Below are 14,095 nucleotides of genomic sequence, written 5' to 3'. Positions count from 1 at the left end.
GTTCAGCTTCAGGTCGTGACACGGTGGTCCGAGTCAAAAGCGCCAAGTCGCACCGCCGCCTACGATATGTAGGGCGGCATCCTTGTATGTTCCGGAGAGTGTGGTCCCCGAACGCGACTTAGTCTGTTCGTCGTCCATGTCACCCAACCACACGAGGGTATAAGCCAAGTGCAGATCGAGACCTTCTTCAAGCTGGTAATTGACCCCCGTCGCGAAGCGCCAAGCTTCGCCCATGGGGTTGTCGACGGTGCGATCTTTGTCGTCTACCGCAGAGCTGTCGTAGCCTAGACCCATACTCCAGCGAATTTGCTTAGTGGCTTGATACTGCGCACCGATCGATGCATGCCAAGTGTCTTTGTACTGGCGGTCAATGGTGCGATCTACGCCGCCGGCATTGGCATCCACTTCCACGCCTATCTCGCCGAAGTCGCTCCAGTCTTGCCAGCCCAGGCTGCCTAGTAGCTTCCATTGCGGGTCGAGCTGATGTGCCACGCTAAGCAGCACAGTCTGGGGGACATTCATGTCCAGCTCCAACGAGTCGGCATCCAGTCGACGCAGAGCGGCATTGATGATCGGGTTGCTGACTTTGCGTACGTCAGGGCTATCTTCAAACTCCAACTTCACCTTGCTGGTGTACGCCAAACCTATTTTGGTGCTCTCATCCAACTTGTAGAGCAAGCCGAGGTTGATCCCGGTGCCTACATCAGTGTCTTTGTATTCCAGTTGCCCGTCCGGACTATCACGCAGACCGAGCAAGTTGTTGTTGATGGCCACTTCAGTTCGGTAATAACCGTAGAGAATACGTGGGCCGATACCGACTGAAAGTTGGTCGGTGAACTGATGGGCGATGGTTGGCTGAAAGGAAACCCCGATAACGGCTGTCTCTTGGCTGAAGTAACGGCCAGCCCAGTCATCGTCGTAGTTCAGCGCCAGGCCAAAGTTACCGTACATGCCAAAGCCGACGGCCGAACGATCGTCGATCTGGTGGCTGATGAACAAGCTCGCGCCCGGCAGCCACTGTAGGGCATTACCGCCCTCGTTGCCGTCGAACTGGTTGCTGTCGTCACGAGAAAAACGCATGTGGCCGAGGATCACCTGGGCATTGGCACTGACCTGTGTGCCCTTGAGTTCGGTAATTCCAGCTGGGTTGCTCATTAGTACACTGGGATCGGTTGCGAGTGCGGCAGAGCCCGCATTAGCTAGTCCGGCGCCTTCCTGGCCGGCTTCGTAGATGAAGAGACCACCGGCGTTCGAGTCAGGACTTAACAGCCCAAGCCCTGAGCTGAAAATGGCCGCACACCACATCCGCGCGGTTCGTGCACAAATGTTACCCATCAAGCATCCCCTGCTAAGTGTAAAAATCACAGAACTTCCAGTTCATGGGCGCCCAATGGTTTTAGGTATCGTCTCGAAATACTCAAGAACAGCCGTGTAAAGGTGCGCCCAGCCCGGCTATGACTAAAAACAGCCTAGTAGCTATCGCGGTGAGTTCCACTTTTGTGTGAGGAATATGCGTTTCATTTCTCATTTCATGACAGCAATTCGGAGTTTGATAGATCGTCTCCGGACCTAATTTGCAGACAAAAATTTAACGAGTAACCAGCCCTGCGCAGTGGCTAGCCGCTCCGGATTACTCGCCTATGCTATTGGCAGTCTTGATCGAATGGATGATCTGGGAGGTGCTCGATGCGCAGTGTGAGAATGGCCGCAGCGCTAATGGTGCTGGACGCGGGGCTCGCAGGCATGGTTTGGGCACAGGAACAAGCTCCACGTGAAGCGCAGCCTTGTTTCGCTTGCCATGGGGAGCGTGGTCAGGGCACCACCCAGGGCCCCATGCTTGCCGGATTGTCGACGCAGTACATCGAGGCTCAGATCGACCACTTCATTTCCGGACAACGCAGCAATCCGCTGATGACACCGATGGCGCAAGCTTATACCGACCTGCAATTGCGCAGACCCGTCGCTACCTATTTTGCGTCCCAAGGCAAACTGCCTGAGCTGCACGTGCGCGGCCAGCTTCAAGCCGGGTCTGCAGCTGAGCGACTTTATTATCAAGGCGACATAACGCGAGGGATTCCCGCTTGTTACAGCTGCCACGGTCCGTCGGCCGTAGGGGGCGGGCCTTTCCCACGCTTGGCCGGCCAGCAGGCGGATTATGTCAGTGCGCAGTTGCTGGCTTGGCAGAAAGGTGAGCGCAAAGGCGACCCCGGCAACATGATGGCCGCTATCGCAAAACGACTGAGTGCAGAAGATATCCAGGCGCTTGGCCGTTACTTGGCTGCGATTCAGTGAGGAAGCAGACATGAGATCGAACAGAATCTGGCCGATGATATTGCTCTGGTGCGCACTACCGAACCTGGCGCAGGCGGTCTATCCGGACATGCAAGAAGAGATCGCCACGCAGCCCAAGGCAGCTGACGAGCACTACTTCACGCCCCGTGACCTATCACGTATCCCGAGTGGTGCCTTTGGTGACAAAGTACGCAAAGGTTATGAGCTGTTCGTTAATACCCAGCAACTCAAAGGGCGCTATGTGGGCAACACCCTCAATTGCACCAACTGCCACTTGGACGCCGGTACCAAAGCCTACGCCGCGCCCATGTGGGCCGCTTACCTGGCTTACCCCGCGTTTCGCAAAAAAGATAATCGAGTGAACAACTTTGCCGAGCGCATCCAAGGTTGTTTCAACTACTCGATGAATGGAAAGGCGCCAGCCCTGGACTCACCGGAGTTGGTTGCCATGTCTGCCTATTCGTATTGGCTGCTGATGGGCGGCTTGCTGGATATGTTTGGCATGCAAGATAAGCCGGTGCCAGAGCTTGACGATAAACAACTGCAGCTCGGCGGAAACGATGAGGCTTTTGTCTTGCCCGGGCCATTGGCTGGTCGCGTCAAGATGACCGGGCGCGAACACATGCCGGGCCGCGCATTCGCTACCTTGGCGCAGCCACCCGAGGACGCCTCGCCGTCACGTGGCCAACAGGTCTACAGCCAATACTGTGCGGTATGCCATGGAGATCAGGGTCAGGGACGCGAAATGGCTGACGTGCCTGTGCTCCCGGCGCTGTGGGGAGCGCAGTCTTACAATTGGGGGGCGGGGATGCATCGCGTCAATACGGCCGCCACTTTCATCTTCGAGAACATGCCACTAGGAAAAGGGGTGCAACTGAGTGTCCAGGAGGCATGGGATGTAGCAGCCTTTATCAACAGCCGCGAACGTCCACAAGATCCACGCTTCAATGGCGACTTGAACAGTACCGCAAAAGCATTCCATGGCGCGGATCAAGGCTACTACGGCAAGACCGTGGATGGTAAAGCACTAGGAAGTCAGGCGTTTCCGTCCGGGATTCAACCTTAGTGGGTCAAAGGCGGGTCATTCATAGCTAAATCATCGGTCAATGTGGATTGGTATGCTCAAAAGCTACATGCCAATCCCACCGAAACTCCCGAAACGTGGTCGCCCATCACATGCCTGACCACAAGCCGTGTGCGGGTGACAAAGACGTTGTAAGCGCTGGAATCCAATTCAAGGCCCAGCCCTATCGTTGAAAGTCGATCAAACCCCAACACGCCACGTTGATCCCCCAAATATTCTGAGTGAGAAACCTCCACCACATAGCGAAGCGGACGCTGCAAAGCTATCAAGCCGGTGGGTGCGCGCCACCGCGTGTAAAGGTTGAGGGAGTCAGCAATAGCTTGCCCATCGATATCGTTTTTTCCTCCGACGTTCTGCAGATTCATGTAGCTGTAACGCAATTCGACATCGAGTTCGTAATTGGGACGTACGCGCTCAAGATCCAGCATCAGCGCACCGCCCAGGCCTACGGCAGTCATATGACCGTTGTCGAGAAACTCTATATCACGATCAAAACGACGGTTGATGAACAAGCGTGCGGCATTGATATCGCTGGTCAAATAGCCCGCTGCAAAGTTGAAGATCGGACGTAGCGCCAATTCGTCCGTTAGCGAGAAATCCCACCCCACACCACCAGTAGCGGAAATTGAGTTCCATTTAACTGGAATGGTTTGGGTTTGTTCACCATCCGTTGCAACAAAGCGCGGATCATAACGGCTGTAGGCAAGCGCGCCCTCCAGATAGAGCGGCGTTTCCTTGCTTAACGTGGCACCGCCACCCGCCTGGGTCAGTGTGAGGCTAGGGTTGCCGGCGCTGTTGTCATTGATACTCAGGGAGCTTGAGGTGAGATCGGGGGTCATGGCATATGACATTAGGGCTAACATTCCATTGGCCCGGTCCTCCAGGTTGACGTTCCGCAAGCGCAGGGTGTCTTCGGCATTTGCACCGGCTGCCATGCATATACCCAGTATTTGCACGGCAAAACGCGATTTGGACATCTGTGGTCTCCTGGCTCATTGTTGTCATCAGCTGACATTCAACGCGAGTTAGGAAAGCGTAGACAGTTCGAGGGGGAGTACCAAAGCTGTGCCTTGTTTGTATAGGCAAGAGGATTCGGGGGCATGTCGAATTTTGGGGGATTGGTGTTGCTGTTCATCACGGATGCTGGACAGTACTTTATCGGCAGTAGGCGCGGATTGAAGGCGGCCCTTTAGCAAAGCCACCACCACATCCCCGACAGCGCTGGCGGCCTAACATGGCTTTATGGGGTCGATATCGGCCAGCAGCTTTCGATCCTTGGCACCCAGCCGTGGCATGCACGTGTAGGTACATCGTGTTCAAATTCTCACGGGCGTCACTGCCAGTTATATGGGACCTAATTGCATGACCCTTCGAAAAAAACTGCTTTGGCTATTTGTTCTTCCTCTGACATTCGTACTGTTGGTCGTCTACATCCTCTCGCAAACCATCATGCTTGATCGACTTGATCAAGAGGATGACTTGTTGCTTGCCAACGAAGCTCGGCGTATTCAAGCCCTCATGACCAGCATCTTCGCGCTTGATTTAGACCGGTTGCAGAGCTTCGCTGAGCGAATGAGCGATAAGCCTGGAAGTCAAACCATCGACCCGGAAGCACTTCGTCAATTGAGTTTCAGTTTCTTGCTGCAACTGGACACCGCAGGTGGGTTGCAGGCGGAGCAATGGCTTCCGGTCGATCTTCTGAATCAGCCTCTGCTGCCAACAAATGGGTCGATCGACTTCGCCAGTTTTCGAGCAGGCGTCCACAGGCGAGCAGCGCAATTGGGCACGCATAAAAAAGGAAAAGAGTCCCAGGTTGGGCTCGTGGTAGTCGAAGGTGTCCCGATCATCCTAGCCAGTGTCTTAATACCGTCGCATGGGGGGGAACCGCGCCGATTATTGATCGCCGGCCATTTGCTCAACTCCAGTCGGGCTAGCGAGTTGCAATCTCAACTCAACGGTACTTTGCGGGTCTTATCTTCTGATCAGTACGTCGCTAAAAGTGCGCCCCAAACTAATTCAAGCGTATTGGATAACAGCCAGGTGGCAATCAGCACGCGGCGTTTGCTTGGTGATCACCAGCAGCAAATAGCCTTGTTATTCAGCCAACGAGCTGATGATCCACAGTTGGTGCTGGAACTCACCCGTGAGCGCCGTCTCTACAACGAAGGACGCAAGGCAATTAACCTATTTATGGCGATTTCGACTGCCATAGCACTGCTTGCGTGGCTACTGATCTACATTGGCCTGGAATTCCTACTGCTGCGACGTGTTTCACGTATGCACGATGAGTTCGCCAGAATCGGCCCAGACGCCAGTGGATTACGCTTGAGCGAAAGTGGGCAAGACGAATTGAGCTACCTGGCTCATGAAGCAAATCAGACCCTCGAACGTCTTGAACAAAGTGAAGCGCGGGACCGGGCGATCCTTGATGCTATCCAGGAAGGTTATTTCGAATTGGATATCCATGGCGAAATTCGCTCAGTGAACCGAGCGCTCAGTGAGCATCTCGGCTATGAATCAGAATACCTGGTGGGGTTGCACGTACAGAGCTTGCAAGATGAGTACACACATGAGCAGTTTCTCACCCTCCTCAAAAATCTCGAACACAACAGTGCACCGATGTTTTCTGGGAAGTTGCGCAGAAAAGACGGCAGCTTAGGTCACTATGAAACACGGGTATCGACCATTCTCGATGCCAAGGGCTGTGTCTGCGGCTATCGCGGCATCCTCCATGACGTGAGCAGCCATGTGGAATACCAAAGTCAGCTACTCGACATCGCATATAGGGACGCCCTGACGGGTCTTGGCAACCGTAAGGCCTTTTACGAACACTTGCATCAAAGGCTTAATGAGGCGTCAGGTCCTCTGGCGCTGCTGTTCATAGATTTGGACCGCTTCAAACAGGTTAACGACGGCTTTGGCCACGACGTCGGTGATGCGCTGCTCGTCCACATGGCACAACGGTTGCGCAGCGCTGTTCGCAAACCTGATCAGGCTTATCGTTTAGGGGGGGATGAGTTCACTTTAATCATGTCTGCTGATGTCGAGGATGCATTAAGTCTGGCGCAACGGCTACGGACTACCCTGGGGCAACCTGTGGTGCTCGATACCGTGCAGATTGACTTTGTGACCCCCAGCATCGGCGTCGCCCTGTACCCACATCATGCGGAAGATTCCGACAGCCTTATCAAGGCCGCTGATCAAGCCATGTACGAAGCCAAGCAGCGAGGCAGAAACGAGGTGGTACTTTTCAGTGCTGAATGCTGATCTTGTTATCTGAACCTAGGTGGACGTTTATTCGCCGCAGGTCTGCGTGTTCGAAACCGGTACCAGCGGTGAATCCGCTCATCAACATGTAGATAAAGCTTTGCCCACCCTGATAGCTGACGATCAGTTCGTAGGGTATCCAGTTCCTGAGGCTGACGCAGTAGATCCGGAGGCAGAATGAATATGGGTTCTCGACGACCCGTTGACCGAACTCCTGGAGTAGTTCCGGCGCATTTGTGGTTCGATGGTCTGGTATGTGGTGGCCTTGCTGTAATTCGTCTCAGTTGCCGCTCAAGGTTAGTAAACCCTGAGCCCAGGGCCGATAGCGCAACGAGAATACGGCCGTTGGATGGCATCCTTTGTCGCTGGCCGGCGGGGCGGCCACCGCGGTGAAGGGCTGGCCTTCACGGCTGGTTTGGCGAAATGCTTCGCGCACGATGCCTATGGCGCAGGGCAGCGCTGCTAAATATTGCTCACGCACTAGTAGCGGCAGGCGGCCGGTACCTGCACCATCCTGCCACCACACCTGGATTTTCAATCCGGCCAGTTCTTCCAGCCACTTGGCATTGGCCCCAGGACTCAAGTGTCCGGCACTGAAGGTACTAATGTGTAGGGGCGCATCTAGGCGGTGATTGAAGTTTTGCAACTGCGTGAATAAGGCCTGGCGCCGCAGTGGGTCCTGAAAGTGCAGGTCGTCCAACTCCATGGGCAGGTACCAGCCTGCCACTGGCAGCTTCCAGTCCTGGCTCACGCTGCGCTGTTGGGACAAGGAACGCTTCAGCAGTACTTTCCAGTAAGCGCTCAGCCCCGCGCTGTCGACCTCATTGATGCGCTGGTAGTAGGCTGCGTCCATGTACAACCCCAGCACCAGTTGCAGTCCTTGTTCGTGGGCGCTGCGCAAACTTTTGGCGAGCCAGCCGTCGGCGCCGCCAAATTCGCTGTCGCTGTAGGCGGTCCATTGTACGATCAGGGTCTTGCCGCCCTGGGCCCGGGTGGCTTTCCACAACGTGCGCCATTGCGCTTGGCTCAGTTGTGCGTCGCGGTTGAGCGGTTGATAGAACACCTGTTCATCGGCGCTGGCATGCAGGCAAAGGGCGAGCAGCATAAAGGTGATCAGTCGGCGCATCAGAAGTTCATCTCCACGCCAAGCAACATGCCATTGGCACGCTCATACAGGTTGCCACCCAAAGATTGCTGGTATTCGGCGCGTACTTTGAGCGATCCGCGATAGGCGTTGTAGCGATCGTTATCGAACCACCATTGCCAGCGTAGGCCGACGCCGGTGCGCAGGTCCTGGCGCCAGTCGTTGCTCGGGTCCTGGCTAGAGAACTCTAGAAAGCCGTAGGGCATCAGGGTTTGCGGTGAGTCGCTGTGCAGTTTCCAAGTGTGGCCTTGCTGATAGCGCGACAGCCATTGGTGGTCGCCGGCACGGGTCCACCAGGCGGCATCTAGGTAAAGGAAGCGCTCGTTCCATTGGTCCTCATCGACGCGCCAGTCGTTGCGCCAGTTGCCCTGGTCCAGGAACGAAGAGGTGGCGCGTAGCAGCAGATCGTTGCTCGACTCGGCATTGCCGCGCAGGTCACCCCAGTTGTCGCCGACTTTACTCGGGCTGAGCAACTGGCCCAGGCTCAGGCCGTTGTAATGTTCATCATCGATCTGGCGTTGGTGATAAAGCTCGGCATACAGGTTCAGGTTAGCTTGGCCGAATGGCTTGTAGCGCAGGCCAACGCCGGTGCCCATGCTCTGGGCATAGTCGGTGCGGCTTTGGCCACCAAACAACACCCGGCCATACACTGACAGAGTGCTGCCGTTGCGGCTGGGCTCCTCGCCCAAGGCGTGATCCCACATTGCCAGTTGTACATTCTGGGAGGCGGCGCGGCGCTCCTGGCGGTTGTCACGGAAGTTGTCGTTGGTCGAGATGCCGGCGGGCGACCAGGTGCTGGCCAGGGTGATACTGTCGCGCCGCGACAAGGCTTCATGGGCGCGACGCTGTCGATACTTGCGCGCCTCCAGGCTGCCATACTCGTCTCCTTCATCGACTAGATCCTGTTCTACATCCAGCACCCGGCGCAGCTCCTTTCGTGCTGCGGCGCTGTTCTCTACTTCGATGTACCGTAAGGCGAGGGTCTCGCCTAGGCGGTAATCTTCGGGCAGGTCGCGTGTTGAACGCTTCAGGTACGGGATCGACTGGCGGCGCACCTCTGGGTCAGGGGAACCAGCCAGGCGCATGCCGTAGTCTGCACGAAATCGAGGGTTGTTCGGATCCAGGTGTACCGCCTCGGCCAGCCAGGCAGTGCTCTGCGCCAGGTCGCCGGCCTGCTGCGCGGTAACCGAGGCGGCGTAGTAGTGGTCGGCCCGGGGCTGGTGTTGCAAGGCCTGACGTTGGAACGCTAGGGCTGCAGCGGGATCGCCCTGGCGCTGGGCAATGGCCGCGCCCAGGGCGAAATCGTCGGCACTGCGGTGGGGCGCTTTGTCCCAGTGCTGGCGCGCGCGGGTGGGGTCGTTGGCATTGAGGGCACTGCGCGCGGCGGTCAGGCGCGCATTGTCGGTCCACTGGTCGTCGGCCAGGCTGTTCCAGATCGGTTGCGCGGCCTGGGAATCGCCCGCAGCTTCCAGAGCATAAGCCAGGGGCAGGCGGCTGCCTGTATCGCCCAGTCGTTCAGCTGCCTGATAGTAAACAACTGCCTCACCGGGACGATCCGGCATGGCGCAACGGCCCAAGGCGCGCAACTGGCCGACCTCGGTCGGGCTCGCCGGAATCACCTGGTGCACTGCGGCGCACTCGCCGTTTTCGGCCAGACGCGCCAGCAGCAAAGCACGATTAGCCGGGTCGACCTGTGGGATCAGACTACTCATGCGTTGCACCGCCAGCGGTGCGTCAGCCTGGCTATAGAGCCCGGCCAGGCGCTGTAGCAAGGATGCCGACAGCCGGCCCTGACGGCGGTCATAGGCTTGCTCCAGCAACTGGCGTACTTGTGCGTCGCGACCTTCCTTGAGTTGCAGGTAGGTGGCCTGCTCCAGGGCGCCCAGGTCGGCGGTCTGGCGATACAGGTCTTCCCACATTTGCGCTGAACGAGGGCCGCTTTCACCATTGTGCAGGCGCTGATTGAGCACCAGCCAGGTTTTCGGATCATCTTCGGCGCGGCATTGCTTGATTTGTTGACGGGCTAGGTCAGGGTCATGGCGCGACAGCCATTCGGCGGTCTCCAGACAGGGCCGGTCCAGCTCGGTGGAGAGGCGCCTTACTAGCGCACTGTCGTTTCCCTGACGGGCCAGTTCCCACAATTGCTGGCGTTGCTGTGGCAGTCGCAGGTCGTCTTCCGGCAGCGATTGCAGCCAGCGTTGGGCTAGCTGATTCTGGCCCATGGCGATGGCCCGATTGGCCATCGACAGGCGGGTCTGGCGGGCGATATCGGCCGAGGGCGGGTTGTTCAGCAGTTGCTGCAACGGCGCCTCGTCCAAGCGCTGCACGTAGGCGTTGGCCAGGCGCTGCCAGTCCTGAGCAGGCAACTGGCCACGGGTGGCCAGTGGCGCCAGGGCGTCGATGGTCTGGCTCCAGTCGTGCAATTGCTCGGCCCAGTTGGCGCGGGCCAGGCGTAGGATATTGTCGTCACCTTTGGCCGGCAGCTGGTTTAGCCACTCCAAGGCCTTGGCTGCGCCGCTATATTTGGCCAGGCTCAGGCTGTAGGCCTGCCACAGGCGAACCCTATGGTTCAGCGAACTATGGGCGATCCAGTCCTCCACCTGGTTGGTGGCCGGAGGGTCCTGCTCGATCCAGGTCAAGCGTAGTTCGAGCAAGGCGTCGGAGTCGCTGGCCATTGTCTGCTCGGCCAGCTGCTCGGCGTCGCGGTAGCGGCGCTGGTGGGCCAGGGCCTGGATCAACAGGACCCTGGCCTCATCGTTATTCGGCACTCGTTCGAGCAAATGACGGGTCAGGCGTTCGACTTCCCGCCAGTTGTCTTTTTTCGCTTCGCGGTAGCTGCGTTCCATGTAGGGGTAGCTGCGGAAACGTTCGAAATCACTCAAGGGGACGGCCACGGTTTGCACGGCATAGATTGATAACAGCAAACCGGCGATTCTCAGTGGTACCGGCAAACTCATGCCACCTCCCGGGTCAGGTCATAGGCGGCTTGCTGTTCGCGAATCTGATCGGCCAGGGCGTCTTGCAGTACCTTTTCAGTGATGATGCCGCGGGCAATCAGGTGTTCGCCCAGGCTCATATGTTCGGGGTTGAAATCGATCAGGGCCTGGTTGAATAGAGTGGGCGGGACCACGCCGCGCACCTGTAGAAGGTTGCCGAGCATGATCTGGTGGCGGCTAACCCGCTCCAGCAGGTCGGCATCGTCCTGATGCCGTTCCAGCACCGCGAGCATTGTGCGCACTTCCTCTTTTTGCCAAGGGCTGGGGTAGTTGTAGCGAATACCCAGGGTGACTCGACCCTGAGGGGCTAGCCGACAGCTGACAGACCGTTTGAGGTGACGACTAATGACTCCCAGCGACACCTGGCTGACCGGGGTTTCGCTTGCCAGAACCAAAGTATCGCCATCCTCGGCTACGGGCAGCACGCCGTAGTGCACGGCCAGAGCGCGGGGCAACTGGGCAATTAGCTGTTTGTCGAGCTTGAAAGGGTTCAGCGGCGCCCAAGGCAAGTCCAGTTGCTCGGCTAGGGCTTGAACCAGTTGCTCGCTGTTGAGCAGACCACGCAGCAGCAGTTCACGGCCAAGACGCCGGCGTACCGGGTTAGTAATTGCTGCTTGCAGTTGCTCATCGCTTATCAAGCCTTTGTCCACGAGGCGCTGGCCTAGGGGCGTGCGCATGGGCGAGGTCAGCGACGGGAACTCATGGGTAGTCTTGTCCCAGGCCACACGCCGCGAGTCGCCCATCTCCATGACCTGACGCAGGGCCCGCAAGTTGGCGAAGAAGTTGACGAAGTTGCTCCACATCATCCGCGGCGCCGACAACAGCCCTTCGACAATGCCGTAGTAGCGGGTGACGAAGAAGCCGCGCTGGAACAGACGGTTGATCAGCATCAGACCGTTGAGCCAGAGCAGCAGGGTGAGGGGCGGGCTATCGGCCAGGATCGACTGGAATCGCCAGCTGTCGGGTGCGACCACTGTGACCAGCCACATGACCAGCAGCACTAGGAATAGCAGGTTGACCAGAAAGCTCAGCAGGTAGGCAATCAGGCCGCGACGGTCGCGCCAGAGAAAGTAGTTGAGTGCACCCTTGGAGCTCCAGCCCAGATTGCTGGTGCCCTGGAATACGATTCCGACGATCCAGCGGGATTTTTGTCGGATTGCATGTTGCCAGTCTCGCGGGAAATGTTCGCGTACGCAGATCACTTGAGCGAACTCGCGGCTCATGCCCCACCTCCAGTCCCGCGCCAGGGCCAGTTGCGGGTCAGTCATGGAGTAGCGGGCGAAGATGCACTTCATGCCTTTTTGCTTGAGGCGAAAGCCAATGTCGTAGTCTTCGGTAAGACTCTGCACGTCAAAGGCGATGCCATCACCATCTTCGAGCAACGCACTGATCGCTCGGCGACTGAAGCAGGTGCCGACCCCTGCGCTGGGCACCTGGCCTGTGAGTGCTTCGCGTACGATCACGTCCTTGCCATGGTTCTCAGCGAACTCATCGACATAGTGGCCGGCCGTGAAGCCTTTCCATTCCGGTGCAAACGGGTACACCGGAATCTGGATCATGTCCTTGTTGGGCAGTAGGTAGTTGAACAGACGCAGCTCCATGGGCGAGATGACGTCTTCGGCGTCATGCAGGATGAAACCGGCAAACTCTATCTTGGCATCGCTCTGAAAACGCAGGATGGTGTCGATGATGTTGTTCAGGCAGTCCGCTTTGCTCGTGGGCCCGGGACGAGCGCAGACCACCTTGTGCACATTGGGGTAGTGCAGGCACACAGCATCCACATCGGCTTGGGTTTGTGGGTCGTTGGGGTATGTCCCAACAAAAATCTGATAGTTCTCGTAGTCGATGGTCGAGGCGGCTAGACGCGCCATCTCGCCTACCACCCCTACCTCATTCCAGGCCGGGACCATGATTGCCAGGGGTTTTTCCGCAGCTTCGAACAGGCGTTTTTCGTCTGCTTTTTCGTATTTGTCGTATATGCGAAAGCGACGTATCATTTTGCGGCTCCAATAGACGACATCAATGAACAAGTCGTCCAAGCCGAGCAGGAACATCAGCGCTGCTAAGGTGATAGCCAGCAGCTTGAGACCGAACAGTAGATAAGTGAGGAAATCGATGAACGCCAGACTCATGAGTCGTCGCGCCTGCGAGCGTTTTCCTCGAGCCACCGGCTCAGTCGTTCGGCGATGCGCTCGCTAGCGTGGCCATCTCCGTAGGGGCTGAACACCCGACTCATACGTTTGTAGACCTCGGCATCATCGAGCAGCAGGCTGGTTTCCTTGACGATCCGTTCGGTCACGGTTCCCACCAGCTTCACGGTGCCGCCCTCAAGTACCGAAGGGCGTTCGGTGACCTTGCGTAACACCAGCAGCGGCTTGCCCAGCGCTGGGGCCTCTTCCTGCACGCCACCGGAGTCGGTGAGGATCAGGTAGGCGCGATCCATCAGCCATACAAAGTGCCGATAATCCTGGGGTGGTACCAGGAGGATGTTCGTTTGATGCGAGAGCACGCTGTAGACGGCCTTTTGTACCTGTGGGTTGAGGTGTACGGGATAGACGAACTGCACGTTGGGGTAACGCAGGGCAAGTTCAGCCAATGCCAGGCAGATGCGCTCGAAACCCTGACCGAAGTTCTCCCGCCGGTGGCCGGTGATCAGCACCATGCGCTGATCGTCGCGTAATTGCGCGAGGGGCGATTCAGGGGCGGGTTTCCACTGGTTTTTGTTGAGGTTTTCGCGCATCCACAGAAGCGCATCGATCACTGTGTTGCCGGTGACTTCGATGTTTTCCAGTACCACGCCTTCACGCAGTAGGTTGTCGCGGGCGCGGTTGGTGGGCGGGAAGTGAAGGTCGGCTATCACCCCGGTCAGGCGCCGGTTGGCTTCCTCAGGCCAGGGCGCCTTGAGGTTTCCTGTACGCAGCCCTGCTTCGACATGGCCGATTGGAATTTGTCGGTTGAAGGCGGCAAGCGAGGCAATAAAGCTGGTGGTAGTGTCACCGTGGACCAAGACGATATCGGGTTGGATGCGGGCATAGGTGTCGTCCAGTTGCTCAAGCAGCTGTTTCGACAGGCCATTAAGGGTCTGGTTCTGGACCATCACCTGCAGATCTTCGTCCACACTCAGGCAAAAGTCCTTCAGCACCTGCTCCAGCATTTCCCGGTGCTGGCCGGTGGAGCAGATGTTCAGATCTACGCCTGGCCACTTGCGTAGTACCTGGGCAAGGGGCGCCATCTTGATTGCTTCGGGGCGTGTGCCAAAAACCATCATGACTGTGAAGGCCATTGTCGCGATCCTCGTTCCATCCTGTTGAG

Annotated in this window: 9 protein-coding genes; 3 read left to right on the top strand and 6 right to left on the bottom strand. The window is 57.6% G+C overall.

Translation table 11 applies throughout. The features are described 5' to 3' along the window. Positions 1-33 precede the first annotated feature (33 nt). Entirely contained in the window at positions 34-1,305 is a 1,272-nt protein-coding gene (locus I5S59_RS03040; protein WP_197875559.1) for an OmpP1/FadL family transporter, read from the bottom strand. A gap of 381 nt (positions 1,306-1,686) precedes the next feature. On the opposite strand from I5S59_RS03040, the gene I5S59_RS03035 reads away from it, so the two are divergent. Together I5S59_RS03035 and I5S59_RS03030 are read left to right on the top strand one after the other, a co-directional pair. Beyond that, a complete protein-coding gene (locus I5S59_RS03035) occupies positions 1,687-2,292 on the top strand; it encodes a c-type cytochrome (protein WP_232239551.1) in 606 nt (201 codons plus the stop codon). 10 nt (positions 2,293-2,302) lie between these two features. After that, the gene (locus I5S59_RS03030) at positions 2,303-3,358 is read left to right on the top strand and encodes a c-type cytochrome (protein ID WP_197875339.1); all 1,056 of its coding nucleotides are present in this window, start codon (positions 2,303-2,305) and stop codon (positions 3,356-3,358) included. A gap of 56 nt (positions 3,359-3,414) precedes the next feature. On the opposite strand, the gene I5S59_RS03025 is transcribed toward I5S59_RS03030, so the two are convergent. Continuing rightward, on the bottom strand, positions 3,415-4,353 hold the full coding sequence (locus I5S59_RS03025) for an autotransporter domain-containing protein (protein WP_232239550.1): 939 nt from the start codon (positions 4,351-4,353) through the stop codon (positions 3,415-3,417). Positions 4,354-4,738: 385 nt separating this feature from the next. On the opposite strand from I5S59_RS03025, the gene I5S59_RS03020 reads away from it, so the two are divergent. Continuing rightward, on the top strand, positions 4,739-6,643 hold the full coding sequence (locus I5S59_RS03020; protein WP_197875338.1) for a diguanylate cyclase: 1,905 nt from the start codon (positions 4,739-4,741) through the stop codon (positions 6,641-6,643). A 280-nt stretch (positions 6,644-6,923) separates the two neighbouring features. Here I5S59_RS03020 and I5S59_RS03015 read toward each other — a convergent pair whose 3' ends face one another. From I5S59_RS03015 to wecB, 4 genes are read right to left on the bottom strand one after another with little or no spacing between them, the layout of a single operon-like run. After that, positions 6,924-7,769: a DUF4434 family protein gene (locus I5S59_RS03015; RefSeq protein ID WP_197875337.1), complete on the bottom strand. Its 846-nt coding sequence runs from the start codon at positions 7,767-7,769 to the stop codon at positions 6,924-6,926. Beyond that, the gene (locus I5S59_RS03010; RefSeq protein ID WP_197875336.1) at positions 7,769-10,744 is read right to left on the bottom strand and encodes an NfrA family protein; all 2,976 of its coding nucleotides are present in this window, start codon (positions 10,742-10,744) and stop codon (positions 7,769-7,771) included. The genes I5S59_RS03015 and I5S59_RS03010 overlap by 1 nt, the downstream gene beginning before the upstream one ends. Then, the gene (gene nrfB / locus I5S59_RS03005) at positions 10,741-12,915 is read right to left on the bottom strand and encodes a cyclic di-3',5'-guanylate-activated glycosyltransferase NrfB (protein ID WP_197875335.1); all 2,175 of its coding nucleotides are present in this window, start codon (positions 12,913-12,915) and stop codon (positions 10,741-10,743) included. Before nrfB ends, I5S59_RS03010 begins: the two co-directional genes overlap by 4 nt. Then, positions 12,912-14,066: a non-hydrolyzing UDP-N-acetylglucosamine 2-epimerase gene (gene wecB / locus I5S59_RS03000; protein ID WP_197875334.1), complete on the bottom strand. Its 1,155-nt coding sequence runs from the start codon at positions 14,064-14,066 to the stop codon at positions 12,912-12,914. Before wecB ends, nrfB begins: the two co-directional genes overlap by 4 nt. Positions 14,067-14,095 lie beyond the last annotated feature (29 nt).

The sequence above is a fragment of the Pseudomonas alkylphenolica genome, from assembly GCF_016009175.1.
GTDB classification, from domain to species: Bacteria; Pseudomonadota; Gammaproteobacteria; order Pseudomonadales; family Pseudomonadaceae; genus Aquipseudomonas; species Aquipseudomonas alkylphenolica_B.
This window is presented reverse-complemented; position numbering and strand designations above follow the sequence as displayed.

What these genes read in the sequence shown, in the direction of transcription:
- I5S59_RS03040 (WP_197875559.1), bottom strand. Translation starts at nt 1,305, where the DNA reads ATGTGGTGTGCGGCCATTTTCAGCTCAGGGCTTGGGCTGTTAAGTCCT.
- I5S59_RS03035 (WP_232239551.1), top strand. Translation starts at nt 1,687, where the DNA reads ATGCGCAGTGTGAGAATGGCCGCAGCGCTAATGGTGCTGGACGCGGGG.
- I5S59_RS03030 (WP_197875339.1), top strand. Translation starts at nt 2,303, where the DNA reads ATGAGATCGAACAGAATCTGGCCGATGATATTGCTCTGGTGCGCACTA.
- I5S59_RS03025 (WP_232239550.1), bottom strand. Translation starts at nt 4,353, where the DNA reads ATGTCCAAATCGCGTTTTGCCGTGCAAATACTGGGTATATGCATGGCA.
- I5S59_RS03020 (WP_197875338.1), top strand. Translation starts at nt 4,739, where the DNA reads ATGACCCTTCGAAAAAAACTGCTTTGGCTATTTGTTCTTCCTCTGACA.
- I5S59_RS03015 (WP_197875337.1), bottom strand. Translation starts at nt 7,769, where the DNA reads ATGCGCCGACTGATCACCTTTATGCTGCTCGCCCTTTGCCTGCATGCC.
- I5S59_RS03010 (WP_197875336.1), bottom strand. Translation starts at nt 10,744, where the DNA reads ATGAGTTTGCCGGTACCACTGAGAATCGCCGGTTTGCTGTTATCAATC.
- nrfB (WP_197875335.1), bottom strand. Translation starts at nt 12,915, where the DNA reads ATGAGTCTGGCGTTCATCGATTTCCTCACTTATCTACTGTTCGGTCTC.
- wecB (WP_197875334.1), bottom strand. Translation starts at nt 14,066, where the DNA reads ATGGCCTTCACAGTCATGATGGTTTTTGGCACACGCCCCGAAGCAATC.